This window comes from Pseudomonas sp. O230 (genome assembly GCF_045447035.1).
Taxonomy (GTDB): domain Bacteria; phylum Pseudomonadota; class Gammaproteobacteria; order Pseudomonadales; family Pseudomonadaceae; genus Aquipseudomonas.
In genome coordinates this window covers 265,488-289,729 of sequence record NZ_JBJGXN010000004.1, presented here as the reverse complement: position 1 = coordinate 289,729, position 24,242 = coordinate 265,488, and the positions used below count along the sequence as shown (strand labels likewise).

Here is a 24,242-nt window from a genome sequence, read left to right as displayed (position 1 = left end):
GCGCAGCTTAAGGCCAAGTGTGGCTGAGAGCTAGGGCTGCGGGTCGCAGAATCAATTTGCTCAACCGATTTGCTCCGTTAACAAGTTTTTCACTATCGATTCACAAGCCGACTACAGTACCCAGGCGAGACTCTCGCGCAACCCGCATCAAGGAATGTATACACAATGGACTTTTTCAAGACTGCACCCATGCGTTTTCTCCTTTTGGTTAGCGGCATCTGGCTGGCCATTTTCTTCCTGACCCGAACGCTACTCTTGCTCACTCACCTGGATGAAGCCGGCAGCGGCTTGGTATCGGTGTTTGGCATTGGTTTGATGTATGACCTGGGTTTCATTGCTTACGCGATGCTGCCGATGGGCCTCTACCTGGTGTTCTGCCCGCCAGCCTTGTGGCGCCGCAGTGGCCACCGTTGGGTCCTTCAGGGGCTGCTGACAATCAGCCTGTTCGCCATGTTGTTCACGTCCGTGGCCGAATGGCTGTTTTGGGATGAGTTTGGTGTGCGCTTCAACTTCATCGCCGTTGACTATCTGGTGTACTCCGACGAAGTGCTGAACAACCTGCTCGAGTCTTACCCGATCGGCACACTGATGGGCATCCTGGCGGCACTTTCCATAGCCCTGAGTCTTGCGCTGCGCAAACCCTTCAATGCCGCGCTTGAGGCACCGTTGCCGCCCTTGCGCGGCCGTCTATTGAATGCCTTGGGCCTATTGGTCGTTGCAGGGCTGAGCTTACAGTTGTTGAGTCAGGACGCGCCGCGCGCCCAGGGTGGGAACGCCTATCAGAACGAACTGGCAAGCAACGGCCCGTATCAATTCTTCGCCGCCTTTCGTAACAATGAACTCGATTACCCGCAGTTCTACAGCAGCCTGCCACCCGCCGTTGTGGCGCAGCAAATTCGTGACGAGTTAAGGGAACCCAACGCCCGCTTCGTCGGCGAAGACCCACAAGACATTCGCCGGATGATCGACAATCCCGGCACCCTGCGAAAACCCAATATCGTGCTGGTGACCATCGAAAGCTTCAGCGCCAAGTACATGGGCAGCAACGGTGATGACCGCAACCTCACCCCCAACCTTGACGCCTTGCGCAAACAGAGCCTGTATTTCAACAACTTCTATGCCACCGGCACCCGCACTGATCGCGGCCTGGAAGCCATCACCCTGGCAATTCCTCCGACGCCAGGACGTTCGATCGTCAAGCGTGTGGGGCGTGAAAGCGGTTTCGCCAGCCTGGGCCAGCAACTGAGTGCCGTGGGTTACGACAGCGTGTTTGTCTATGGCGGGCGCGGCTACTTCGACAACATGAACGCATTCTTCAGCGGCAACGGTTACCGTGTAGTCGACCAGAGCAGTGTCGATGAGTCTGAAATCCACTTCAAAAACGCCTGGGGCATGGCCGATGAAGACCTCTATACCCAGACCCTGAAGCTGGCCGACGCCGACTACGCCAAACAACAGCCGTTCCTGCTGCAATTGATGACCACATCCAACCATCGTCCCTATACCTACCCGGACAACCGGATTGACATCAAGTCCGGCAATGGTCGCGACGGCGCGGTGAAATACACGGACTATGCCATCGGTCAGTTTCTGGATCAGGCACGCCAGAAGCCGTGGTTTGATAACACCCTCTTTGTCTTTGTCGCCGACCATACGGCCGGCAGTGCAGGCAGAGAGGACTTGCCGATCAGCAACTATCAGATTCCGCTGTTCATTTATGCACCGAAACTGATTGAGGCCCGGGAAACAGCGCAACTGGCCAGCCAGATCGATTTGGCCCCGACGTTGCTGGGTCTGCTGAATCTGGACTATCAGTCGACGTTCTTCGGTCGTAACCTGTTGCAAGACAATCCACTGCCGCCGCGTGTGGTCGTTGGCAATTACCAGCACTTGGGCCTGTTCGACGGGCAAGATCTGGCGATCCTGAGTCCACGCCAGGGCTTGCGCCGTCATGATGAGGCACTTACCGAAAGTCGCGAATCACGCGCCACGCACAGCGATCCCTTGATCACACGGGCAATCACCTATTACCAAACGGCCAGTTATGGCTTCAAGCAACAGCTGCTTGGCTGGAGGGCGCCCATGGAGGGCACCGACCAAGTCAGCGAACGTTAATCCAATCGCCCCGGGCTGATGCCCCGGGGCGTTTTCCATTGTTCAGGATCCGTTATGCCATCAACCGCTGTCCGCCCCGCCTCTCGCCCGCTCAATTTCTGGGTGTGCCTGGGTGTTCCCGCCGCTGCCGCGATCATTTTGTTGCTGCTCGAACTGACGTCCGTGGACATGGACCTGGCCCGGCTGTTCTATGACCCGGTGGCCGGAGACTTCATCGGGCGCCACAGTTTTTTCCTCGAAGACATCCTGCATGACCGTGCCAAGCAAGTGGTTATCGCCTTTTCGGTGTTCTCCATCTTCGGTTTCATCGGTGCCTTTTTCATCGACAGGCTTAAACCGTTCAAACGGGAACTGGGCTGCCTGGTGCTGTCCCTTGGCCTGGCGACGTCTTTTGTCACGCCCGTCAAAGCGGTGACCGCGGTTCAATGCCCATGGAGCCTGGAGCAATTCGGCGGACATGAAACCTACAGCGAACTCCTCAGCCCGCGCCCACCCACCGACAAACCCGGTCGTTGCTGGCCGGGTGGCCATGCCGCGACCGGCTTCACATTGTTTGCGCTGTTCTTCGTGCTGCGCGACCGTCGTCCGCGCCTGGCGCGCAAGGCACTGGTGTTCGCTTTCGCGCTGGGCACGGTGTTTTCTATTGGCCGGATGCTGCAGGGCGCGCACTTTTTCTCGCACAACGTGTGGACAGCGATTTTCTGCTGGCTGATTTGTCTGGGGTCGTATTACTACATCCTGTATCGACCTGCTTCCAAGGCTAAGAGAGAGTCAGAAGCACAGCCGGTCAGCGCCTGAAATACAAAATCAATTAGGGAGCAGCTAGCTTGCTCGCGATGTGGCCATGACATTCACTATTGATGGTGATTGATATACCGCTATCGTCGGCAAGCCGGTCTGCATTCCCCACAGTGGTCCGATGCAATTTCAAGATTCGGTAAATCGAATGCAATAAAAAACCCCGCCTGCTTTCGCAGACGGGGTTTTTAGTACAGGGGTAAGGCTGGCTTACATCATGCCGCCCATGCCACCCATACCGCCCATGTCTGGCATACCGCCGCCAGCACCGCCTTCTTCCTTGATCTCGGCGATCATGGCTTCGGTCGTGATCATCAGGCTGGCGATGGAAGCTGCTGCCTGCAGAGCCGAACGAGTCACTTTAGCCGGGTCCAGGATACCCATTTCGATCATGTCGCCGTATTCGCCGGTAGCAGCGTTGTAACCGTAGTTACCCGAACCCTGCTTGACCTTGTCGACTACTACGCTTGGCTCGTCGCCGGAGTTGGCAACGATCTGGCGCAGTGGCGCTTCAACAGCGCGACGCAGCAACTGGATACCAACGTCTTGATCGGCGTTGTCGCCTTTCAGTTCGGAGATAGCCTGCAGAGCGCGAACCAGTGCCACGCCGCCGCCAGGTACCACGCCTTCTTCAACGGCTGCACGGGTAGCGTGCAGGGCGTCTTCAACGCGGGCTTTCTTCTCTTTCATTTCAACTTCGGAACCAGCGCCAACCTTGATCACTGCAACGCCGCCGGACAGCTTGGCCAGACGCTCTTGCAGTTTTTCACGGTCGTAGTCGGACGAAGTGTCGGCCACTTGCTGACGGATCTGCAGAACGCGAGCCTGGATATCAGTCTCAACGCCGGCACCGTCGATCACGGTGGTGTTTTCTTTGGACAGGATCACGCGCTTGGCATTACCCAGGTGTTCCAGGGTAGTGCTTTCCAGGCTCAGACCGATCTCTTCGGAGATTACGGTACCGCCAGTCAGAACAGCGATGTCCTGCAGCATGGCCTTGCGACGGTCGCCAAAGCCTGGAGCCTTGACGGCTGCAACTTTAACGATGCCACGCATGTTGTTCACAACCAGAGTCGCCAGGGCTTCGCCTTCAACGTCTTCGGCCACGATCAGCAGTGGACGGCCGGCTTTTGCAACGGCTTCCAGTACTGGCAACATTTCGCGGATGTTGGAGATTTTTTTGTCGACCAGCAGGATCAGCGGACCGTCGAGCTCGGCAGTCATGGTCTCTGGCTTGTTGACGAAGTACGGGGACAGGTAGCCACGGTCGAACTGCATGCCTTCAACGACCGACAGTTCGTTTTCCAGGCCCGAGCCTTCTTCAACGGTGATCACGCCTTCTTTACCGACTTTTTCCATGGCTTCGGCAATGATGTCGCCGATGGAGTTGTCGGAGTTGGCCGAGATGGTGCCGACCTGAGCGATGGCCTTGGTGTCAGCGCAAGGCTTGGACAGGGCTTTCAGCTCTTTGACGATTGCGATGGTCGCTTTGTCGATACCGCGTTTCAGGTCCATCGGGTTCATGCCGGCAGCGACGGCTTTCAGGCCTTCGTTGACGATCGATTGGGCCAGAACGGTAGCGGTGGTGGTGCCGTCGCCTGCGTCATCGTTGGCACGGGAGGCAACGTCTTTGACCAGCTGCGCGCCCATGTTTTCGAAGCGATCTTTCAGCTCGATTTCTTTGGCTACGGAAACGCCGTCCTTGGTGATGGTCGGAGCGCCGAAGCTCTTCTCGATGATCACGTTACGGCCTTTAGGGCCCAGGGTCGCTTTTACTGCGTCAGCCAGGACGTTGACACCGGCGAGCATTTTCTTACGGGCGGAATCGCCGAATTTTACTTCTTTAGCAGCCATGATCGATATTCCTTAAATACTTTGTAGTAGCGGGAAAATGAGCGGGGAATCAGCCTTCGACTACAGCGAGGATTTCGCTCTCGCCGATGACCAGCAGGTCTTCGCCGTCAACTTTCACAGTGTTGCTGCCGGAGTAAGGGCCGAAAACAACCTTGTCACCCACTTTCACGGACAGCGCACGCACTTCACCGTTTTCCAGAACTTTGCCTGGGCCTACAGCGAGGACTTCGCCCTGGTTTGGCTTTTCAGCAGCCGAACCTGGCAGGACGATACCGCCAGCGGTTTTCTTTTCTTCTTCGCTGCGACGGACGACGACGCGGTCATGCAGAGGACGAAGCTTCATTGTCGATCTCTCCTAATTGTGGTTTTCATCGGCCGGTGTATTCCCGGCGGGTTTAACAAATCCGGCGGTGCCGGGTGCGACTCGACAAGCGAGACGCGGAAGTCTGTCTGGCGTGATTGCCAGAAACCTTGCGGTGACCGTTACATAAGGGCGCATAAGCTTATTACAAGGGCGGAGATCGAAATTTTTTGCGTTGATACCCCGAAAACAAACACGGCACCCGAAGGTGCCGCGCAGGTGAAACGATTTATTTGGAATCGCGGTGTTCGAACTCACCTTCGATCACGTTCGGCTCACGGCCCAGCGGCTCGCGCGGAGCAGGGCCGCCACGTGGCTGAAGATCTTCGGCGAACGCACGCTGACGGATCGCCGCCTCTTCGGCACGCTGGCGCATTTTATTGGCCAGCAGTCGACGGGAGATTGGCAGCAACATGATCAGCCCCAGCGCGTCGGTGACGAAGCCCGGCAGGATCAACAGACCACCGGCCAGGGCCAGCATCAGGCCTTCGAGCATGGTCTGGGCCGGCAGCTCGCCGCGGTTCAGACTTTCACGCGCACGCAGCGCGGTTGCCAGGCCGGCGATGCGCAGCACGAACACACCGAGCATCGAGCCGAGTATGACCAGCAGCAGCGCCGGGAAAAACCCGATCGCACCGCTGACCTTGACGAATACGAACAGCTCCAACACCGGAAACAGTACAAAGAGCAATAAAAAAGGGCGCATCAAATGGTTCCTCAACGCAAGAATGCCTTGCCAGTCTCCCCTAGATGACGTCGCCCTTTCGTGAATTCAAGCATCGGCCACTTCATTTTTCGGCCAGGCTTCGGCGTGAGCCAGAAAAACCAAGGCTTCGCGGACTTGTGTCGGCGTATTACATGGGACTTGAAACGGTAGCCAGTACAGCGCCTGACCAATGCGCAGGTGCATGCCTTCAGTGTCGATCCCGGCCAGTTGTGCCGGCTCGGTGTTCGGCAGGCCCGCCAGTTCGACGTAGTGGGCGATGGCTTTGGCGTGATCGGCGTTCATGTGCTCGACCATGCTCACTTCGGCCTTGCCGGCGAACGGATTGGCCAACGTCAGCTGATCGACCCAATGAATCGCGCCGAAGCCACCGATGTAACGGTGACGTACAGGCTTGAGCACCCAGAAATCGAAATCGTGGGCCTTGTGATAATTCTGCGAGTCCGGGAAGTACCGATAGTAGCGTTCGGCGGCCGCTTCAATCGCCGCCGCGTCCTCGAGTATTTCGGCTTCGGCGAGGTACGTCAGGCGGCCGACCGCTTGCACGTCTTCGGCCCCGCGCTCGCCGACGAACAGCGAACACTTCGGATCTTTCTGCAGATTGTGAGTGTGCTGGGCGATGCGGCTGATCAGGATCAGCGGCCGGCCCTGCTCGTCCAGGCAGTACGGAACCACGGAGCCGAACGGGAAACCGGGCATCGCCTTGGAGTGCGTCGACAACACTGCGCGGTATTCCTTGAGAAGCAATTCTCGGGCATTCTTGGCCGCTTCAACGCTCAATTTATGACTCCTTATATAGAATCCGTCGAAAAAACGGACAGGCGACTGGTGAAAGTTCCAGTCCGCCATCGGGCAGTTCTCATGTGCACGTCCGGTGCAGATCGAGAGGCTCTCTTGAAGGAAGACCACTCCAACCTGTTACCGGGGCATGCGAATGCAACTCACTGACAAAGTAATCATTATCACTGGCGGTTGCCAGGGTTTAGGCCGTTCCATGGCCGAGTATTTCGCCGGCAAAGGCGCGAAGCTTGCGCTGGTTGACTTGAACCAGGAAAAACTCGATGACGCCGTTGCCGCGTGCAAGGCCAAGGGTGTCGAGGCCCGCGCCTATCTGTGCAACGTCGCCAATGAAGAGCAAGTGACGCACATGGTCGCTCAGGTGGCCGAAGATTTTGGCGCAATCCATGGTTTGATCAACAACGCCGGGATCCTGCGTGACGGGCTGCTGTTGAAGGTCAAGGACGGCGAGATGACCAAGATGAGTCTGGCCCAATGGCAGGCGGTGATCGACGTCAACCTGACCGGCGTGTTCCTGTGCACCCGTGAAGTCGCGGCGAAAATGGTCGAGCTGAACAACAGCGGCGCGATCATCAATATCTCCTCGATCTCCCGCGCCGGCAACGTCGGCCAGACCAACTACTCCGCGGCCAAGGCCGGTGTCGTTGCGGCGACCGTGACCTGGGCCAAGGAACTGGCGCGCTATGGCATTCGCGTGGCAGGCATTGCGCCGGGCTTTATCGAAACCGAGATGACGCTGGGCATGAAACCGGAAGCGCTGGAGAGAATGACCTCCGGGATTCCGCTCAAACGCATGGGCAAACCGGAAGAGATCGCGCATTCGGCGGCGTACATTTTCGAGAACGACTACTACACCGGCCGGATCCTGGAGATGGATGGCGGGTTGCGGATCTAAAATACCACTACAGTCCTGTAGGAGCCCGGCTTGCCGGCGATGGCGGACTTGGATACGTCATCGCCGGCAAGCCGGGCTCCTACAAAAGCGCAGCTCAATCGTCGCTGATGGTGATGTTCGGCATCGCCGGCGATACCGCTTCCTGCAACACGATCCGCGCGCCGACGTGGCGGGCCAGTTCCTGATACACCATCGCAATCGGGCTGTCCGGCTCGGCGATCACCGTTGGCTTGCCACCGTCGGCCTGTTCGCGAATGGCCATTGCCAGCGGCAACGAGGCCAGCAGTTCGACGCCGTACTGGCTGGCCAGCTTCACACCCCCGCCCTCACCGAACAGATGCTCGGCATGCCCACAGTTCGAGCAGATGTGCACGGCCATGTTTTCCACCACGCCCAGCACCGGGATGTTGACCTTGCGGAACATCTCCACGCCTTTGCGCGCGTCCAGCAACGCCAGGTCTTGCGGGGTGGTGACAATGACCGCGCCGGCCACCGGGACTTTTTGCGCCAGGGTGAGCTGGATGTCGCCAGTGCCGGGCGGCATGTCGATGACAAGGTAATCCAGATCGCCCCAGGCGGTTTGTGTCACCAGTTGCAACAGCGCGCCGGAGACCATTGGACCGCGCCAGACCATCGGCGTGTTGTCGTCGGTCAAAAACGCCATGGACATCACTTCGACGCCATGGGATTCAATCGGTACGAACCACTTCTGATCCTTGACCTTTGGTCGGGTGCCTTCGGGGATGCCGAACATGATGCCCTGGCTCGGACCGTAAATGTCCGCATCCAGAATCCCGACCTTGGCGCCTTCGCGGGCCAGGGCCAGCGCGAGGTTGGCGGCGGTGGTGGATTTGCCCACGCCGCCCTTGCCGGACGCCACGGCCACGACATTCTTGACGTTGGCCAGGCCCGGAATCTGTGCCTGAGCCTTGTGCGCGGCGATCACACTGGTGATGTCAACGCGGGCGCTGCTGACGCCGTCGAGGCCTTCGATGGCCATTTGCAGCATCTGCGCCCAGCCACTCTTGAACAGGCCGGCGGCGTAACCCAGTTCCAGCTGGACGCTGACACGATCACCCTGGATCTCGATGTTGCGCACACACCCGGCGCTGACCGGATCCTGGTTCAGGTAAGGGTCGGTGTACTGGCGAAGGACGGCTTCCACCGCTGCGCGATTGACGGCGCTCATGGGCAACTCCGATAGCAAGACTGGAAAATCAGGCGGGTATCGTACCTGTTCTGATGGTTTGGCGGGATGCCGAAAAGATTTGTAGGGGCCCGGCTTGTCGGCGATGGTGTCCACACGTCTGCCATCGCCGGCAAGCCGGGCTCCTGCAGGGACATGTGCCGTTGCGCGAATCCCTGTTGCTCATCCAATGAAACAGGCGCACGGGGTGAAAAATATGCGCCGGCGCTTTATAGTGGCCGACCTCCGTTTCATCAAGTAGCCGAGCCCCATGTCCGAGCCACGCAAGATCCTCGTCACCAGCGCCCTGCCCTATGCCAATGGTTCGATCCATCTTGGCCACATGCTGGAATACATCCAGACCGATATGTGGGTGCGCTTCCAGAAGCACCGCGGCAACCAATGCATCTATGTCTGCGCCGACGACGCCCACGGTTCGGCCATCATGCTGCGCGCGGAAAAGGAAGGCATCACCCCGGAACAACTGATCGCCAACGTCCAGGCTGAACACAGCGCCGACTTTGCCGAGTTCCTGGTGGATTTCGACAACTTCCACTCGACTCACGCCGAAGAAAACCGTGAGCTGTCGAGCCAGATCTACCTGAAACTGCGCGACGCCGGGCACATTGCCCAGCGCTCGATCACGCAATACTTCGACCCGGAAAAGAAAATGTTCCTGGCCGACCGCTTCATCAAGGGCACCTGCCCGAAATGCGGCACCGAAGACCAGTACGGCGACAACTGCGAAAAATGCGGTGCGACCTACGCGCCGACCGACCTGAAGGATCCGAAGTCGGCCATCTCTGGCGCCACCCCGGTGCTCAAGGATTCCCAGCACTTCTTCTTCAAGCTGCCGGACTTCCAGGAGATGCTGCAAACCTGGACCCGCAGCGGCACGTTACAAGACGCCGTCGCGAACAAGATCGCCGAATGGCTGGATGCCGGCCTGCAGCAGTGGGACATCTCCCGCGATGCGCCGTACTTCGGTTTCGAGATTCCAGGCGAGCCAGGCAAATACTTCTATGTCTGGCTGGACGCGCCGATCGGCTACATGGCCAGCTTCAAGAACCTGTGCGCCCGTCGTCCAGACCTGGACTTCGACGCGTTCTGGGCCAAGGATTCCACCGCCGAGCTGTACCACTTCATCGGCAAGGACATCGTCAATTTCCACGCGCTGTTCTGGCCAGCGATGCTCGAAGGCGCCGGTTTCCGTAAACCGACCGGCATCAACGTGCACGGCTACCTGACCGTCAACGGTCAGAAAATGTCCAAGTCCCGGGGCACTTTCATCAAGGCGCGGACTTACCTCGACCACCTGTCGCCGGAATACCTGCGCTATTACTACGCGGCCAAGCTGGGCCGTGGCGTCGACGATCTGGACCTGAACCTCGAAGACTTCGTGCAGAAGGTCAACTCCGACCTGGTGGGCAAAGTGGTCAACATCGCCAGCCGTTGCGCCGGTTTCATCCAGAAAGGCAACGCCGGTGTGCTGGTGGCGGGTAACGCTGCGCCGGAACTGACCGACGCATTCCTCGCTGCCGCGCCAAGCATCGCCGAGGCCTACGAGGCCCGCGACTTCGCCCGCGCCATGCGCGAAATCATGGGCCTGGCCGACCGCGCCAACGCCTGGATTGCCGACAAGGCTCCTTGGTCACTGAACAAACAGGAAGGCAAGCACGACGAAGTCCAGGCGATCTGCGCCCTGGGCATCAACCTGTTCCGCCAACTGGTGATCTTCCTCAAACCGGTGCTGCCATTGCTGGCCGCCGATGCCGAGGCATTCCTGAACGTTGCGCCACTGACCTGGAACGATCACGCGACCTTGCTCAGCAATCATCAGTTGAACGAGTTCAAACCGTTGATGACCCGCATCGACCCGGTAAAAGTGCAAGCCATGACCGATGCTTCGAAAGAAGACCTGACCGCGAGCCAGACCGACACCGGCGACGCGGCACCTGCCGGCAACGGTGAACTGGCGAAGGATCCGCTGTCGCCGGAGATCGACTTCGATGCGTTTGCCGCCGTCGACCTGCGCGTTGCGCTGATCGTCAAGGCCGAAGCCGTTGAAGGCGCTGACAAGCTGCTGCGCCTGACCCTCGACATCGGTGATGAGCAACGCAACGTGTTTTCCGGCATCAAGAGCGCTTATCCGGATCCGTCCAAGCTCGATGGTCGCCTGACCATGATGATCGCCAACCTCAAGCCACGGAAAATGAAGTTCGGTATCTCCGAGGGCATGGTGATGGCGGCCGGTCCTGGCGGTGAAGAAATCTACCTGCTCAGCCCCGACAGCGGCGCCAAGCCAGGCCAACGCATCAAGTAAGCGCCTGCGCTAAACCGATCCCACAGTCGTGCCCGGCGCGCCTGTGGGATTTTCATGTCTGGCCCACCCTCCTTCCTTGCCGGATAATGCCTAACCTTCAGGTAGACAGGCCTTCTCTTGCCGGCACGACCATGACCGAGATTTTTCTTACGCTTATCAGCGCTGCCTTGATCAACAACTTCGTGTTGCACTGGCCGCTGGGCGTCGATCCGCTATTGAACGCGGAGCGCCGTCAGGTGCATGCGCTGGGCATTGCGACGACGTGCCTGATGCTGATCGTCGGAATGCTCGGCTACGCGCTGTACCACTGGCTACTGATGCCGCTGGAACTGACTTCATTGCGTCTGTTCGTGTTCTTGCCGCTGAGCGTGTTGTTGATCACGCCGCTGCTAAAGCTGCTGCCGAAGGTGTTTTCGACGCTTTCGTTCGAAGGGCTCTGGCCGCTGCTGCTCGGTAATGCCGGAGTGCTCGGTCTGGCGTTGATCAACGTTCAGGACGACAAAGGATTTTTCCACGCCACGGCCCTTAGTCTGGGCGCCGGGCTGGGCTTCTGGCTGGTGCTGAGTCTGTTCAGCGACTTGCGCCAGCGCACCCTCGATAACGATGTTCCCCTGCCCTTTCGCGGCCTGCCGATCGACCTGATCGGCGCCGGACTGATCGCAGTGGCTTTTCTCGGTTTCAGCGGACTGATCAAAACATGAGTCTGATTCAATGCATCGACGCCCTCTTGCCGCAGACCCAGTGCGGTAAATGTGGTCATCCCGGATGCAAGCCATACGCCGAAGGCATCGCCAGCGGCGAACCGATCAACAAGTGCCCGCCCGGCGGCAGCGAAACTATCGCGGCCCTGGCTGAATTGCTGAAAGTACCGGTGCTGGAACTGGACGTCAGTCGCGGTTCGGCCCCGGCACAGATCGCCTATATCCGTGAAGCAGAATGTATCGGTTGCACCAAGTGCATTCAGGCCTGCCCGGTAGACGCCATTGTCGGCGCAGCGAAATTGATGCACACGGTGATCATCGACGAATGCACCGGTTGCGACCTCTGCGTGGCCCCCTGCCCGGTAGATTGCATCGAAATGCGGCCGTTGCCGCTGGCCACGGTGCTGCCGATTGTCGGTGGCCTGGCGCTCAGCCCTGAAGAACAACAGGCGCGCACCGCAAAACGCAACCACGCGCGGCGTCGCTTTGAACAACGCAACGCGCGCTTGCACCGCGAAGAAGAACAGAAACTCGCCGAGCGTCAGGCCCGGGCCCATCGCGCTGCGCAGCAGCACAGTGAAGTGACTACGCTCGACCCGGTTCAAGCCGCACTGGAGAGAGTCCGCACGCAAAAATCGGCCAATGCCGACGCGGCGTTGAAACAAGCCAAAATCGACCTGGCGATGAGCCGCGCGCAACTGAACAAATCGCTCAAGGCGTTTGGCCATCCGCCAACCTTCGAACAGCAGTCACAACTGATCGTCCTGCAACAGCAATTCGACGCCGCCGAACACGCCTTGGCGCAGTTGGAAAGCGGCGCCCCCCCCGCCGCTGTGCCTGCGGCGCCAGTAAAGGACGCCGAGCTGAAACGGGCGAAAATCCAGTTGGCCATGCGCCGCGCCGAACTCAAGAAAGCGCAAACCAGTGACGCACCGGCCGAGCAAATCGAAGCCCTGAAGCGCGCACTCGGCGACGCTGAAAAAGCCCTGCACGCGGCAGAAGCCGCCAGCGAACAACCGTTACCTGACCTGGCACGTGTCGAAAAGCGCCCCATGGACAGCCAGCTTCGACAGCTGAAAACCGAATTGGCCTACGCTCGCGCCGATGTCAGCAAACTCGAACGTCGCACCGACACCCCCGCCGAGTTAATGGACAAGGCGCGCGCCCGCTTGCAAGAAGCCGAGCGTCAGGTGGATGCCTATGTCAGCCCTTGAATCGGTCGACGAGCGCCTTCAGCAGGCCATGAAGCTGGTATTGCTGGCCACCGTGCCGGGGATGCTGGTGTTGTTCTGGTTGTTTGGCTGGGGCGTGTTGATCAATCTGATGCTGGCCGGCGTCACCGCGCTGGCCGTTGAAGCGGCGGTGTTGTGGCTGCGCAAACGCCCGCTCAAACCGACCTTGAGCGACGGCAGCGCGCTGGTCAGTGCGACGCTGCTGGCCCTGGCCTTGCCGCCGTACTGCCCTTGGTGGTTGACGGTCTGCGCCACGGCATTCGCGCTGTTCGGCAAACAGCTGTATGGCGGTGTGGGGAAAAACCCGTTCAACCCGGCGATGCTCGGTTTCGCTCTGGTGCTGGTGACCTTTCCCCAACCAATGACTCACTGGCCTTCGTCGCACGGCATGGACCTGCTCGGCGGTTTGCAGCAAGTGTTCGGTTTCAGCCTCAGCCAGACGCCGGATGCCTGGGTCCAGGCCACGGCGCTGGACAGCCTGCGAATCAACAAAAGCCTGACCATGGACGAACTCTTTACCGGTAACCCGGCGTTCGGCCACTTCGGCGCGCGCGGCGTGGAATGGGTCAACCTGGCTTTTCTGGCGGGCGGTTTGTTTCTGCTGCAACGGAAAGTATTCAGCTGGCATGCGCCGGTGGGCATGCTTGCCAGCCTGTTCGTCATCAGCCTGCTTTGTTGGAACGGCTCGGGCTCCGACTCCCATGGCTCTCCCCTGTTTCATCTGCTGAGCGGCGCGAGCATGCTCGGCGCATTCTTTATCGTCACAGAACCGGTGTCCGGCGCCAAAAGCCCCGGCGCCCGCCTGCTGTTCGGCGCGGGTGTGGGATTGCTGACCTACCTGATTCGCACCTGGGGCGGCTATCCGGACGGCGTGGCGTTTGCGGTGCTGTTGATGAACCTCTGCGTGCCGGCGCTGGAGCGCTGTGTCGCGTCCAGGCAGGAGCAGATTTCGCCATGAGCCGAACGTCGAGCGTTGTGATTCTGCTGTTGCTGGCAGGCCTGGGGATTACTGCGACCTACCTTGTGCAGTACAGCAGCGCGCCGCGTATCGAGGCCGAACAGCGACGGATCGACAGCCACAACCTACTCGATCTGCTGCCCGCTGACCGTTACGACAATCAGCCGCTGGAACAGCCGCTGCACCTCGACAACACGGCATTGACCAACAGCACTTTGCTGAGCGGCTACCTCGCCAGCAAGGCCGGCCAACCCGCGGCTGTCCTGCTGCGCAGCCAGACCATCGGGTACGCGGGGGCCATCGATTTGCTGATTGCCATCGACGCGAACGGCAAGTTGCTCGGGGTCAAAACCCTGAAACAATCGGAGACCCCGGGCCTGGGTGCGCGAATCGCCGACTGGCCCAATACCTGGCTTCAGGGTTTCACTGGCAGATCCTTGAACGAACCCGCCGCCAGCGGGTGGGCTTTGAAAAAAGATCAGGGTCAATTCGATCAAATTACCGGTGCGACTATTACCTCCAGAGCCGTGATCAATGCGATCCACGACGCTTTGCGCTACTTCGATGAACACTCGCATCAGTTGATCGGGAGCAACCTCCATGAGTAAGTCCGCGAATGTACAGAACGCGCTGATGCTCGCGCCGCTGATCGGCGCCACTGACTCGTTACTGACTGCGCTGGGTGTGTGGTTGATGTTTATCGCGGTGATCGGTGCGTTTGGTGCGAGCATGGCGGCCTTGCGATCCCGACTGATCCCGACAGCCCGTTTGCTGGCCGGTGTCCTGCTGGCGGCCACGCTGACCAGTTGCGCGGAACTTGTCGCCCAAGTCTGGTCACTTCAATGGCACCAGCATTCGGGGATTTATGCAGGACTGATCGCTTTGCAATGCGTCGTGTTGGAGCACACCGGATTTTTCCAGAGTGCATGGCGGGAGCGCCTGCGCCTGTGTGTCCTGTTCGGCGCGCTGATGGTCGGCCTGGGCCTGCTGCGCGAACTCCTCGGCGACGGTGGCTTGCGCCTGGCCACGTTGGCACCTGGCGGATTCATTCTGCTGGGACTGCTGATCGCCGCCTGGCAAGCGTGGCCCCGCCCCGCTCCCTCACATTGATCACTTTCGAGGAAACGCACTGCACATGAATGCCACAAAACGTCTGGAAATTTTCCGCAGGTTGCATGAAGACAACCCGGAGCCGAAGACTGAACTGGCCTACTCCTCGCCATTCGAATTGCTGATCTCGGTGATTCTCTCGGCACAATCGACCGATGTCGGCGTCAATAAAGCCACCGCCAAACTCTACCCGGTCGCCAATACGCCGCAGGCGATTTACGCGTTGGGCGTGGAAGGTCTGTCCGAGTACATCAAGACCATCGGTCTGTTCAACAGCAAGGCAAAAAACGTGATCGAGACCTGCCGCTTGCTGGTGGAACGTCATGGCGGGGAAGTGCCGCAGACCCGTGAAGAGCTGGAAGCGTTACCCGGTGTCGGCCGCAAGACCGCCAACGTGGTGCTCAATACTGCCTTCCGCCAACTGACCATGGCTGTGGACACCCATATTTTCCGGGTCAGTAACCGTACCGGCATCGCTCCCGGCAAGAATGTGGTCGAGGTCGAGAAAAAATTGATGAAGTTCGTGCCCAAGGAATATCTGCTCGACTCCCATCACTGGCTGATTCTTCATGGACGTTACGTTTGCCTGGCCCGCAAGCCTCGCTGCGGCAGTTGCCGGATAGAAGACCTGTGTGAATACAAGCAAAAGACTTCGGACGATTGAGGCGCTATTAGGTTTTTCGATTTATCGATTGAAAAAATCTTTTTTACCCGCGGGGCGATTGTCGATATAAGGGGCGCCAAAGGCAGTCTTAGCCTGGAGTTAACCTAATGAGCACTGGCAAAGAGCAATTGGACGTAGAAGACGACTTCACACCCGTTGAGGCCGATGACGCGGAACCGGTGGTTGAAGTGGCAAAGACCAACCTGAGCAAACGCCGCACCATCGACAATCTTCTGGAGGAGCGCCGGCTGCAAAAGCAATTGGCCGATTATGATTTTGACCTATGACACCTGAAAGCCTCCCGAAACGGAGGCTTTTTACTAGGTGCGAAACCTTGAAAATGCCCACTCTTTACGCCCCGCCAAGCACTGTGCAGTCATACCAGCCCATTGCGTTGAGCCAGTTCGATCAGGTCAACCAGTGACCGCGCATTAAGTTTCAACAACAACCGTGTCTTGTAAGTACTGACGGTTTTATTGCTGAGAAACATTCCATCGGCAATTTCTTTGTTGGTCTTGCCGCGGGCCAGTTGCTGCAAAACCATCATCTCCCGCCCCGAAAGACGATCCACCATATCGGCTTCACTGGCATTCCCCAAACTGGAGCGCACGGTGTGCAGGGCTTGATTGGGAAAGTAACTGTAGCCTGACAATACAGCCTTTATTGCACTGAGCAACTCAGTGAGGTCCTGTTGTTTGCACACATATCCGGCAGCACCGGATTGCATGCAACGCATCGAAAAATGCCCGGGGGCCTGTGAAGTCAATATCAGTACTTTCATTGGCATCGCTGCCGAAGCCAAACGTGCAATAACTTCCAGCCCATCCAGCTTTGGTATTCCAATATCCAGAATGACAATATCCGGCATATGTTCACGAGCTAGTTGCAATGCATCCACGCCATTATCTGTTTCTGCAATAACTTCGTAGCCATGACGTTCCATCAGCATACGTACCGCAAGACGAATGACGGGGTGATCATCCACGATCAGCACTTTATTCATGGGCAATTCCAATTTTCGCTGTTCGAATTTTTAGAGCCCGCACAATAGCCTAGTCGTTTCACCCATGGCATGCCGCCCCCCCCGGCCACCCGCACCGAGAGACATTCCCTACAAACAACGCGGAATATTCTTACAAAAAAACTTGAAACACAGCGCACCAGAAACTTTATCTGTCTCATGATATTTCAGCTTTCAACGGTTTTTTGTATCGGCGTACAACCAGCGCACCACACAATAACAGTAAATCCAGATGATCCGACACACGCCAGCACGTGAGCTACGCTTGTAGGGTAACCGATATTTTCCGGCCTGCTCCTTACACCAGAAACATCACACATAAAGCGTTACAGCAAAAGTCAATTAATAGGTAATTAATAGCAAAACAGATATATCCGTTTTATAAATCCACCGTTACCATAGCAACTTAACACCCTGACAAACCCAAACCAACCAATGAGAAAAGACAAACTTATATGAGTAAAAAATATGATAAAACTCAAACAACGAGTCACCAACCCCATGACACTCATCGCGATATTCGCAACACTGTCTGAAACTTCAGCCGCCCTCTCTCTGCCCTTTCTCGACGAGGAAAACAAGGCGATTTATATCTGGTTTTTGATCAGTTTCCCCTTTTACCTGCTGTTTCTTTTCTTTGCCACACTTAACTTCAATTATCGATCGTTGTATGCGCCTTCCGACTTTGAGAAGGGAGAGCATTTCATAAAAGTCATGGACAACACAGAGCGTTCGGGTAACGCACAAGGTCCGCACGACGAGATTGATTTACCGGCAACTCTCTCGGTCCACCCCCCTATTCGGCTGCCCGTCTCAATGAAAAACCTGCACATCATTGACGCGCGGAGGATGAACAAAAAAAATGAGTTCCGCACCCTTCTGGAAAAGCTTCGCCGGCCCATGGGGAATTCGACACGCGTTATCGTGTTTCTCGTTGTTGGCGAGTCGGAGACGTTACTGAAAGAAAGCGCACTCAAATTTTGCAGAAACGCAAAAAAACGCAGCAGCACAACGTTCTGTATTGCTTACAATTTGAGTTCACATGACGTGACGGTCATTGATCAATATTGCCGGGCTGACACACAGCAGGCAGTAGCTCTTTAAGATCAATGGGAGAGGAGCAGACAGGAAGGTATCCAAAACAACAAGAATGTTGAATCGCAATGTCAGACAGAAAATCCCTATTTTCAAATGTGTGGCCTTGTCCAGGACAAGGCCACACATCCCATCAGCGGGTCAAAGATCTCAGAACAGCTTGCGACCTTTGTTTGCCGCAATACGCATGCGCAACGCATTGAGCTTGATGAAACCCGCCGCGTCGGCCTGGTTGTAGGCGCCGCCATCTTCTTCGAAGGTCGCGATGTTGGCGTCGAACAACGATTCGTCGGACTTGCGACCGGTGACGATCACGTTGCCCTTGTACAGCTTCAGGCGCACAACGCCGTTCACGTGGGCCTGGGACGCATCGATCATCTGTTGCAGCATCAGACGCTCAGGACTCCACCAGTAACCGGTGTAGATCAGGCTGGCGTATTTAGGCATCAGCTCGTCTTTGAGGTGAGCCACTTCGCGGTCCAGGGTGATCGATTCGATCGCACGGTGGGCGCGCAGCATGATGGTGCCGCCAGGGGTTTCGTAGCAACCACGGGACTTCATGCCCACGTAACGGTTCTCGACGATGTCGAGACGGCCGATACCGTGTTCGCCGCCAATGCGGTTGAGGGTCGCCAGTACGGTGGCCGGCGTCATTTCAACGCCGTCCAGTGCAACGATGTCGCCGTTGCGGTAAGTCAGTTCCAGGTACTGCGCCTTGTCTGGAGCCTTCTCCGGGGAGACAGTCCACTTCCACATGTCCTCTTCGTGCTCGGTCCAGGTGTCTTCCAGCACGCCGCCTTCATAGGAGATGTGCAGCAGGTTGGCATCCATCGAATACGGGGATTTTTTCTTGCCGTGACGCTCAATCGGGATGTTGTGCTTTTCAGCGTAATCCATCAGCTTTTCACGGGAGAGCAGGTCCCATTCGCGCCACGGAGCGATTACTTTCACACCTGGCTTCAAGGCGTACGCACCCAGTTCGAAACGAACCTGGTCGTTGCCCTTGCCGGTGGCGCCGTGGGAAATGGCGTCAGCGCCGGTTTCGTTGGCGATTTCGATCAGGCGTTTGGCGATCAACGGACGAGCGATGGAAGTACCCAACAGGTACTCGCCTTCGTAAACGGTGTTGGCGCGGAACATCGGGAATACGAAGTCACGCACGAATTCTTCGCGCAGATCGTCGATGTAGATTTCTTTTACGCCCATGGCCTGAGCCTTGGCGCGGGCCGGCTCGACCTCTTCGCCCTGACCCAGGTCAGCGGTGAAGGTCACCACTTCACAGTTATAAGTATCCTGCAGCCACTTGAGGATCACCGAAGTGTCCAGGCCGCCGGAATACGCCAGAACGACCTTGTTTACGTCCGCCATGCCATCACTCCACGGGGTTCTACGGAAAGCCGTCAAGTCTACCGGTCATGCAGAATAATTTACAGAGGCGCGACAGCTTATGACGACGAAGCGACAGATTATGTCGAACGGGCGACGATGACAGCCGGTTCAGGACGTCTTCGCCGCGCTCGCCGCTGCTGTTGCCTGAGGCGCCGGGTGCTCGGTGGGGGCGACCCGTGCGAGCTGCACATTGACCCGACGGTTCTTCGCCCGATTGGCAGAGTTGGTGTTGGGCGCCAAGGGATAGCGCTCGCCGTGAAAACGTACAGTGATCTGCGATTCCTGAAACCCGTTGGCCTTGAAGAATTCCATGACCGCCAGAGCCCGTCGCCGCGACAAGTCACGATTGGTCAGGCGATTGCCACTGTTGTCGGAGTGGCCGTCGAGTTCGATGTGATTGACCGTCGGATCGGCCTTCATGAACTCCAGCATCACCTGCAACTGAGCCTTGGCTTGCGCATCGAGATCCAGACCGTCGCCGGGAAAGCCGATCTGCGTTTGTTTGACCTGTTCGAAATTCTTCGGCAGCAGCTTCGCCACACAGCCCTGATAATCGTTAAACGCCTTGCTGAACTTGACCGGCAACAACCGCACTTCCGACACCCGGCCATCACCCGAATAGTGTCGGACAACCGGGCTTCGCCCATCCATCAGGCCACTGATCAGGCGCCCGGCCTGAACTTGCGAACTGTTAAACAGCACATTGCCGCTGCCGATCTGCACGGAGCCGAGGTTGATGTCGCCACGCCCCGGCTGCCAGGGTGCTGCGGCCGCCAACAGGGTCGCCGAGCCGCCGCCGACCATCGAGTTATAGGCTTTCAGACGAAACGTCGCCTGCTCGCCGGCGCGGCGAACGAACTCACCGGAACCGAAATCGGTGATCGGTTGAGTCAGGCGGCACTCGAACTTGTCCCCTTCGACCGTCCACTCGATGCTCTCCAGACGGGTCTGGAAAGTGAGCGCCATTGCGGGAAGGCTGGCAAACACACTGAGCAAGGCTAAATAACGCTGGCGCACGGGAGGCTCCACTGGCTTCTACAACAAAAAGACCGACACACACATGTTTACGGCATACCTGTTGGATATCGGAAGCTTCCTGCAAAACTTGATAGCGAGTGCCTGAGAGAGTCTTTTCCGGTAGCATTCCCCTCAGTTTGACCCGCCTGGAATCCCCTCATGTCCGACCGCCTGACCCTGCTGCGTCCCGACGACTGGCATATTCATCTTCGCGATGGTGCCGTGTTGACCAATACCGTTGCGGATGTCGCGCGCACCTTTGGTCGCGCCATCATCATGCCCAACCTGGTACCTCCGGTGCGCAACGCCGCTGAAGCCGACGGCTATCGCCAGCGGATTCTCGCTGCACGTCCGGCCGGCAGCCGTTTCGAACCGTTGATGGTGCTTTACCTCACCGACCGTACCCAGCCCGAAGAAATTCGTGAAGCCAAGGCCAGCGGTTTCGTGCACGCCGCCAAACTGTACCCGGCCGGCGCGACCACCAACTCGGACTCTGGCGTCACCAGTATCGACAAGATCTTCCCGGCGATCGAGGCTATGGCCGAAGTCGGGATGCCCTTGCTGATTCACGGTGAAGTCACCCGTGGCGATGTCGACGTGTTCGACCGCGAAAAAATCTTCATCGATGAGCACATGCGTCGATTGGTCGAGCGTTTCCCGACGCTCAAAGTGGTGTTCGAACACATCACCACCGCTGACGCCGTGCAGTTCGTCAACGCGGCCCCGGCCAACGTCGGCGCAACCATCACCGCGCATCACTTGCTGTACAACCGCAACCACATGCTGGTGGGCGGGATTCGGCCGCACTTCTATTGCTTGCCGATACTCAAGCGCAATACCCACCAGGAAGCCCTGCTCGACGCCGCCACCAGCGGCAGCGAAAAGTTCTTCCTCGGCACCGACTCGGCGCCTCACGCCCAGCATGCCAAAGAAGCCGCGTGCGGCTGTGCCGGTTGCTACACCGCTTATGCGGCGATCGAGATGTACGCCGAAGCGTTCGAACAACGTAACGCGCTGGACAAGCTCGAAGCCTTCGCCAGCCTCAACGGCCCGCGCTTCTATGGCCTGCCGGTAAACACCGATCGCATTACTCTGGTCCGCGATGAGTGGACCGCCCCAACCAGCCTGCCATTTGGCGAGCTGACCGTTATCCCGCTGCGCGCCGGTGAAAAACTGCGCTGGCGCCTGCTGGAGGAACACGCGTGAGTGAAGACCATTTCGACGACGAACAGGACGGTCAAGGCGGCGGAGGTGGTCCACGCCACCCGATGGCAGCTCGCTTCCGTGGATACCTGCCAGTCGTTGTCGACGTTGAAACCGGTGGTTTCAACTCTGCCACTGACGCCTTGCTGGAAATAGCCGCCACCACCATCGCCATGGATGAGAAGGGTTTTGTATACCCTGATCACACCTACTTCTTCCGCGTCGAGCCTTTTGAAGGCGCCAACATCGAAGCGGCGGCGCTGGAGTTCACCGGGATCAAACTCGATCACCCGCTGCGCATGGCAGTGAGTGAAGAAGCGGCGCTGACCGACATCTTCCGTGGCATCCGCAAGGCGTTGAAAGCCAACGGCTGCAAACGGGCGATTCTGGTCGGTCATAACAGCAGCTTCGATTTGGGCTTCCTCAACGCGGCAGTTGCGCGCCTGGACATGAAACGCAACCCGTTTCATCCGTTCTCCAGCTTCGACACCGCCACCCTGGCTGGTTTGGCGTACGGCCAGACCGTATTGGCCAAGGCCTGTCAGGCGGCGGACATCGACTTCGACGGTCGTGAGGCCCACTCGGCTCGCTACGACACCGAGAAGACGGCTGAGCTGTTCTGCGGCATCGTCAATCGCTGGAAACAAATGGGCGGCTGGGAAGACTACAACGACTGATGTGGGAGCGAGCCTGCTCGCGATGCAGGCGACGCGGTTTAACAGCAAGATCGCGTCGTCGTTCATCGCCAGCAAGCCGACTCCTACAGGGACCTGTGTTTCTTCCGCCCACAAAAAAACCGGCCTCAACGGCCGGTTTTTTTATGCCTCGAACGCGCCTTACAGGGCAGCAGCATTCTCGGTCAGGTAAGCCGCGACGCCTTCGGTCGAAGCGGTCATGCCTTTGTCGCCTTTCTTCCAGTTGGCAGGGCAAACTTCGCCATGCTCTTCATGGAATTGCAGCGCGTCGACCAGACGGATCAGCTCTTCCATGTTACGGCCCAGCGGCAGGTCGTTGATGATCTGCGAGCGGACAACGCCTTTGTCGTCGATCAGGAACGCGCCACGGAAAGCCACGCCGCCTTCGGATTCGACGTCGTAGGCCTTGGCGATTTCGTGCTTCATGTCGGCAGCCATGGTGTAGCGAACCTGGCCGATACCGCCATTGTTCACCGGGGTGTTGCGCCATGCGTTGTGAGTGAAGTGCGAGTCGATCGAAACGGCGATCACTTCCACGTTGCGGGCCTTGAAGTCGGACATGCGGTTGTCCAGAGCGATCAGCTCCGATGGGCAAACGAAGGTGAAGTCCAACGGGTAGAAGAACACCAGGCCGTATTTGCCTTTGATGGCCGAAGACAGGGTGAAGCTGTCGACGATTTCGCCATTGCCGAGTACGGCCGGTACGGTGAAGTCAGGGGCTTGCTTGCCTACGAGTACGCTCATTGAATATCTCCTGGTGTAAAAACGTGAAGTTCCGGGTTTGCGCCAGCCTGCCACCCTCAGGCGACAGCCCTGTGACACCCACCCGCTTCATAAGGACCGGCCATCATACACTGCGTTTTTGAGCTGTCTTCAACGGTTTTTCGCCAACACCTTAAATTGCCGATGCAGCGCTTACTGGCAGATTGCCCTCGAGCAAACCGTTCGTCAGCCATGCACGGTTATAGCGGAAAGCTTTCAGAAACCACTTTGACAATCATTCTCGTTAACATTAAGATCCATCGCAACTGAGTCACCACCAGCGACGGTTCTTAGCTTATGTATGTCTGCCTCTGCACTGGCGTCACCGACGGACAAATCCGCGAAGCAATCTATGAAGGTTGCTGCAGCTACAAGGAAGTCCGCCAGGCTACCGGCGTAGCCAGCCAATGCGGTAAATGCGCCTGCCTTGCCAAGGAAGTGGTGCGTGAAACCCTGACCAAATTGCAGACAGCCCAGGCCGCGATTCCTTTCCCGGCAGAATTTACTGCCGCGTAAATACCCTATTTCAAAGAACCGGACTTCATGTCCGGTTTTTTTATGCCTGAAAATCAATTGGTTACGCACTAGACGCGGAACACAAACATTCTTATTCCGATTAATTTTCATTTAAGTTTCAATAACTTAGGTTTGACACTCTTAGTTGTGCGGCTCAAACTCCGCTTTATAGACAGCTATTACAGGGCAGGACCCCATATGAAAGGCGACATTACAGTCATCCAGCATCTCAACAAGATCCTTGCCAATGAGCTGGTCGCGATCAATCAATATTTTCTGCATGCGCGCATGTATGAAGATTGGGGTCTGAACAAGCTCGGCAAGCACGAATACCACGAGTCCATCGACGAGATGAAACACGCGGACAAGCTGATCAAGCGCATCCTGTTCCTGGAAGGCCTGCCGAACGTGCAGGACCTGGGCAAGCTGCAGATCGGCGAGCACACCCAGGAAATGCTTGAGTGCGACCTGCGTATCGAACGCACCGGCCATGCCGACTTGAAAGTCGCGATCGCTCACTGCGAGACCGTTGGCGACTTCGGCAGCCGTGAACTGCTCGAAGATATTCTTGAATCCGAAGAAGAACATATCGACTGGCTGGAAACCCAACTGGGCTTGATCGATAAAATCGGTCTTGAGAACTATCTGCAATCGCAGATGGGCGAAGAGTAAGTTAGCGCTCGTTAAACTCGAGACAATAAAAAGCCCCGCGCTCTTTTGAAGAGGCGGGGCTTTTTAATGCTTTCTCTCTTGTAGGAGCAGCCGGTCGACGCTCGATTGCTCGCGATGCGGGCGGCGCGATCTTGCAGGAATACCGCGCCATCG

Annotated in this window: 25 protein-coding genes; 16 read left to right on the top strand and 9 right to left on the bottom strand. The window is 57.7% G+C overall.

The window, feature by feature from the left end; translation table 11 throughout:
* Positions 1 to 165 precede the first annotated feature (165 nt).
* A complete protein-coding gene (locus ACI77H_RS10235) occupies positions 166 to 2,115 on the top strand; it encodes an LTA synthase family protein (RefSeq protein ID WP_407011791.1) in 1,950 nt (649 codons plus the stop codon).
* Positions 2,116 to 2,169: 54 nt separating this feature from the next.
* Positions 2,170 to 2,913, top strand: a complete 744-nt coding sequence (locus tag ACI77H_RS10230; RefSeq protein WP_407011790.1) for a phosphatase PAP2 family protein — start codon at positions 2,170 to 2,172, stop codon at positions 2,911 to 2,913.
* 210 nt (positions 2,914 to 3,123) lie between these two features.
* Here the strand turns inward: ACI77H_RS10230 and groL are convergent, their stop codons facing one another.
* The 4 genes from groL to ACI77H_RS10210 form a co-directional block, all read right to left on the bottom strand.
* On the bottom strand, positions 3,124 to 4,767 hold the full coding sequence (gene groL, locus ACI77H_RS10225; protein ID WP_149657969.1) for a chaperonin GroEL: 1,644 nt from the start codon (positions 4,765 to 4,767) through the stop codon (positions 3,124 to 3,126).
* A 49-nt stretch (positions 4,768 to 4,816) separates the two neighbouring features.
* On the bottom strand, positions 4,817 to 5,110 hold the full coding sequence (locus ACI77H_RS10220) for a co-chaperone GroES (protein WP_017340553.1): 294 nt from the start codon (positions 5,108 to 5,110) through the stop codon (positions 4,817 to 4,819).
* A 247-nt stretch (positions 5,111 to 5,357) separates the two neighbouring features.
* Positions 5,358 to 5,834 (bottom strand): FxsA family protein, encoded by a 477-nt coding sequence (locus ACI77H_RS10215; RefSeq protein ID WP_407011789.1) that lies wholly within the window; start codon positions 5,832 to 5,834, stop codon positions 5,358 to 5,360.
* A gap of 66 nt (positions 5,835 to 5,900) precedes the next feature.
* The gene (locus tag ACI77H_RS10210; RefSeq protein ID WP_407011788.1) at positions 5,901 to 6,632 is read right to left on the bottom strand and encodes a HugZ family protein; all 732 of its coding nucleotides are present in this window, start codon (positions 6,630 to 6,632) and stop codon (positions 5,901 to 5,903) included.
* Between the two features lie 154 nt (positions 6,633 to 6,786).
* Here ACI77H_RS10210 and ACI77H_RS10205 point away from each other — a divergent pair, with 154 nt between their 5' ends.
* Entirely contained in the window at positions 6,787 to 7,545 is a 759-nt protein-coding gene (locus ACI77H_RS10205) for an SDR family oxidoreductase (RefSeq protein ID WP_407011787.1), read from the top strand.
* A 94-nt stretch (positions 7,546 to 7,639) separates the two neighbouring features.
* On the opposite strand, the gene apbC is transcribed toward ACI77H_RS10205, so the two are convergent.
* Positions 7,640 to 8,734 carry an iron-sulfur cluster carrier protein ApbC gene (gene apbC / locus ACI77H_RS10200; protein WP_150631185.1) on the bottom strand — a complete coding sequence of 365 codons (1,095 nt, stop codon included), beginning with the start codon at positions 8,732 to 8,734 and terminating at the stop codon, positions 7,640 to 7,642.
* Between the two features lie 268 nt (positions 8,735 to 9,002).
* On the opposite strand from apbC, the gene metG reads away from it, so the two are divergent.
* The 8 genes from metG to ACI77H_RS10160 all read left to right on the top strand — a co-directional run bounded on the left by metG (position 9,003) and on the right by ACI77H_RS10160 (position 16,006).
* Positions 9,003 to 11,054 carry a methionine--tRNA ligase gene (metG, locus tag ACI77H_RS10195; RefSeq protein WP_407011786.1) on the top strand — a complete coding sequence of 684 codons (2,052 nt, stop codon included), beginning with the start codon at positions 9,003 to 9,005 and terminating at the stop codon, positions 11,052 to 11,054.
* Positions 11,055 to 11,185: 131 nt separating this feature from the next.
* Positions 11,186 to 11,755 (top strand): electron transport complex protein RnfA, encoded by a 570-nt coding sequence (locus ACI77H_RS10190; protein ID WP_407011785.1) that lies wholly within the window; start codon positions 11,186 to 11,188, stop codon positions 11,753 to 11,755.
* Positions 11,752 to 12,969, top strand: a complete 1,218-nt coding sequence (gene rsxB, locus ACI77H_RS10185) for an electron transport complex subunit RsxB (RefSeq protein ID WP_407011784.1) — start codon at positions 11,752 to 11,754, stop codon at positions 12,967 to 12,969. The genes ACI77H_RS10190 and rsxB overlap by 4 nt, the downstream gene beginning before the upstream one ends.
* Entirely contained in the window at positions 12,956 to 13,945 is a 990-nt protein-coding gene (locus tag ACI77H_RS10180) for an RnfABCDGE type electron transport complex subunit D (protein WP_407011783.1), read from the top strand. Before rsxB ends, ACI77H_RS10180 begins: the two co-directional genes overlap by 14 nt.
* On the top strand, positions 13,942 to 14,553 hold the full coding sequence (locus ACI77H_RS10175) for an RnfABCDGE type electron transport complex subunit G (protein WP_407011782.1): 612 nt from the start codon (positions 13,942 to 13,944) through the stop codon (positions 14,551 to 14,553). Before ACI77H_RS10180 ends, ACI77H_RS10175 begins: the two co-directional genes overlap by 4 nt.
* The gene (locus ACI77H_RS10170; protein WP_407011781.1) at positions 14,546 to 15,055 is read left to right on the top strand and encodes an Rnf-Nqr domain containing protein; all 510 of its coding nucleotides are present in this window, start codon (positions 14,546 to 14,548) and stop codon (positions 15,053 to 15,055) included. The genes ACI77H_RS10175 and ACI77H_RS10170 overlap by 8 nt, the downstream gene beginning before the upstream one ends.
* A 25-nt stretch (positions 15,056 to 15,080) precedes the next feature.
* On the top strand, positions 15,081 to 15,719 hold the full coding sequence (gene nth / locus ACI77H_RS10165; RefSeq protein ID WP_407011780.1) for an endonuclease III: 639 nt from the start codon (positions 15,081 to 15,083) through the stop codon (positions 15,717 to 15,719).
* Between the two features lie 107 nt (positions 15,720 to 15,826).
* Complete coding sequence (locus ACI77H_RS10160) at positions 15,827 to 16,006, top strand: PA3496 family putative envelope integrity protein (RefSeq protein WP_007898493.1); 180 nt, start codon at positions 15,827 to 15,829, stop codon at positions 16,004 to 16,006.
* Positions 16,007 to 16,095: 89 nt separating this feature from the next.
* Here the strand turns inward: ACI77H_RS10160 and ACI77H_RS10155 are convergent, their stop codons facing one another.
* A complete protein-coding gene (locus ACI77H_RS10155; RefSeq protein ID WP_008032148.1) occupies positions 16,096 to 16,722 on the bottom strand; it encodes a response regulator transcription factor in 627 nt (208 codons plus the stop codon).
* A gap of 486 nt (positions 16,723 to 17,208) precedes the next feature.
* Here ACI77H_RS10155 and ACI77H_RS10150 point away from each other — a divergent pair, with 486 nt between their 5' ends.
* On the top strand, positions 17,209 to 17,844 hold the full coding sequence (locus ACI77H_RS10150) for a hypothetical protein (RefSeq protein ID WP_407011779.1): 636 nt from the start codon (positions 17,209 to 17,211) through the stop codon (positions 17,842 to 17,844).
* A 141-nt stretch (positions 17,845 to 17,985) separates the two neighbouring features.
* Here ACI77H_RS10150 and ACI77H_RS10145 read toward each other — a convergent pair whose 3' ends face one another.
* Positions 17,986 to 19,203: an argininosuccinate synthase gene (locus tag ACI77H_RS10145; protein ID WP_007898502.1), complete on the bottom strand. Its 1,218-nt coding sequence runs from the start codon at positions 19,201 to 19,203 to the stop codon at positions 17,986 to 17,988.
* A gap of 129 nt (positions 19,204 to 19,332) precedes the next feature.
* Positions 19,333 to 20,241: a flagellar protein MotY gene (locus ACI77H_RS10140; protein ID WP_407011778.1), complete on the bottom strand. Its 909-nt coding sequence runs from the start codon at positions 20,239 to 20,241 to the stop codon at positions 19,333 to 19,335.
* Between the two features lie 159 nt (positions 20,242 to 20,400).
* On the opposite strand from ACI77H_RS10140, the gene pyrC reads away from it, so the two are divergent.
* Positions 20,401 to 21,447, top strand: a complete 1,047-nt coding sequence (gene pyrC / locus ACI77H_RS10135) for a dihydroorotase (RefSeq protein ID WP_407011777.1) — start codon at positions 20,401 to 20,403, stop codon at positions 21,445 to 21,447.
* On the top strand, positions 21,444 to 22,121 hold the full coding sequence (gene rnt / locus ACI77H_RS10130) for a ribonuclease T (protein ID WP_007938919.1): 678 nt from the start codon (positions 21,444 to 21,446) through the stop codon (positions 22,119 to 22,121). The genes pyrC and rnt overlap by 4 nt, the downstream gene beginning before the upstream one ends.
* 159 nt (positions 22,122 to 22,280) lie before the next feature.
* Here the strand turns inward: rnt and ACI77H_RS10125 are convergent, their stop codons facing one another.
* Positions 22,281 to 22,883 carry a peroxiredoxin gene (locus ACI77H_RS10125; RefSeq protein ID WP_017340570.1) on the bottom strand — a complete coding sequence of 201 codons (603 nt, stop codon included), beginning with the start codon at positions 22,881 to 22,883 and terminating at the stop codon, positions 22,281 to 22,283.
* A 315-nt stretch (positions 22,884 to 23,198) separates the two neighbouring features.
* On the opposite strand from ACI77H_RS10125, the gene ACI77H_RS10120 reads away from it, so the two are divergent.
* Together ACI77H_RS10120 and bfr are read left to right on the top strand one after the other, a co-directional pair.
* Positions 23,199 to 23,417 (top strand): bacterioferritin-associated ferredoxin, encoded by a 219-nt coding sequence (locus ACI77H_RS10120; RefSeq protein WP_394506593.1) that lies wholly within the window; start codon positions 23,199 to 23,201, stop codon positions 23,415 to 23,417.
* Positions 23,418 to 23,615: 198 nt separating this feature from the next.
* A complete protein-coding gene (gene bfr, locus ACI77H_RS10115) occupies positions 23,616 to 24,089 on the top strand; it encodes a bacterioferritin (RefSeq protein ID WP_150709830.1) in 474 nt (157 codons plus the stop codon).
* Positions 24,090 to 24,242 lie beyond the last annotated feature (153 nt).

Excerpts from the sequence above, each read along its gene's own strand:
- ACI77H_RS10235 (WP_407011791.1), top strand. The coding sequence starts at position 166 with ATGGACTTTTTCAAGACTGCACCCATGCGTTTTCTCCTTTTGGTTAGC.
- ACI77H_RS10230 (WP_407011790.1), top strand. The coding sequence starts at position 2,170 with ATGCCATCAACCGCTGTCCGCCCCGCCTCTCGCCCGCTCAATTTCTGG.
- groL (WP_149657969.1), bottom strand. The coding sequence starts at position 4,767 with ATGGCTGCTAAAGAAGTAAAATTCGGCGATTCCGCCCGTAAGAAAATG.
- ACI77H_RS10220 (WP_017340553.1), bottom strand. The coding sequence starts at position 5,110 with ATGAAGCTTCGTCCTCTGCATGACCGCGTCGTCGTCCGTCGCAGCGAA.
- ACI77H_RS10215 (WP_407011789.1), bottom strand. The coding sequence starts at position 5,834 with ATGCGCCCTTTTTTATTGCTCTTTGTACTGTTTCCGGTGTTGGAGCTG.
- ACI77H_RS10205 (WP_407011787.1), top strand. The coding sequence starts at position 6,787 with ATGCAACTCACTGACAAAGTAATCATTATCACTGGCGGTTGCCAGGGT.
- apbC (WP_150631185.1), bottom strand. The coding sequence starts at position 8,734 with ATGAGCGCCGTCAATCGCGCAGCGGTGGAAGCCGTCCTTCGCCAGTAC.
- metG (WP_407011786.1), top strand. The coding sequence starts at position 9,003 with ATGTCCGAGCCACGCAAGATCCTCGTCACCAGCGCCCTGCCCTATGCC.
- ACI77H_RS10190 (WP_407011785.1), top strand. The coding sequence starts at position 11,186 with ATGACCGAGATTTTTCTTACGCTTATCAGCGCTGCCTTGATCAACAAC.
- rsxB (WP_407011784.1), top strand. The coding sequence starts at position 11,752 with ATGAGTCTGATTCAATGCATCGACGCCCTCTTGCCGCAGACCCAGTGC.
- ACI77H_RS10180 (WP_407011783.1), top strand. The coding sequence starts at position 12,956 with ATGTCAGCCCTTGAATCGGTCGACGAGCGCCTTCAGCAGGCCATGAAG.
- ACI77H_RS10175 (WP_407011782.1), top strand. The coding sequence starts at position 13,942 with ATGAGCCGAACGTCGAGCGTTGTGATTCTGCTGTTGCTGGCAGGCCTG.
- ACI77H_RS10170 (WP_407011781.1), top strand. The coding sequence starts at position 14,546 with ATGAGTAAGTCCGCGAATGTACAGAACGCGCTGATGCTCGCGCCGCTG.
- nth (WP_407011780.1), top strand. The coding sequence starts at position 15,081 with ATGAATGCCACAAAACGTCTGGAAATTTTCCGCAGGTTGCATGAAGAC.
- ACI77H_RS10160 (WP_007898493.1), top strand. The coding sequence starts at position 15,827 with ATGAGCACTGGCAAAGAGCAATTGGACGTAGAAGACGACTTCACACCC.
- ACI77H_RS10155 (WP_008032148.1), bottom strand. The coding sequence starts at position 16,722 with ATGAATAAAGTGCTGATCGTGGATGATCACCCCGTCATTCGTCTTGCG.
- ACI77H_RS10150 (WP_407011779.1), top strand. The coding sequence starts at position 17,209 with ATGATAAAACTCAAACAACGAGTCACCAACCCCATGACACTCATCGCG.
- ACI77H_RS10145 (WP_007898502.1), bottom strand. The coding sequence starts at position 19,203 with ATGGCGGACGTAAACAAGGTCGTTCTGGCGTATTCCGGCGGCCTGGAC.
- pyrC (WP_407011777.1), top strand. The coding sequence starts at position 20,401 with ATGTCCGACCGCCTGACCCTGCTGCGTCCCGACGACTGGCATATTCAT.
- ACI77H_RS10125 (WP_017340570.1), bottom strand. The coding sequence starts at position 22,883 with ATGAGCGTACTCGTAGGCAAGCAAGCCCCTGACTTCACCGTACCGGCC.
- ACI77H_RS10120 (WP_394506593.1), top strand. The coding sequence starts at position 23,199 with ATGTATGTCTGCCTCTGCACTGGCGTCACCGACGGACAAATCCGCGAA.
- bfr (WP_150709830.1), top strand. The coding sequence starts at position 23,616 with ATGAAAGGCGACATTACAGTCATCCAGCATCTCAACAAGATCCTTGCC.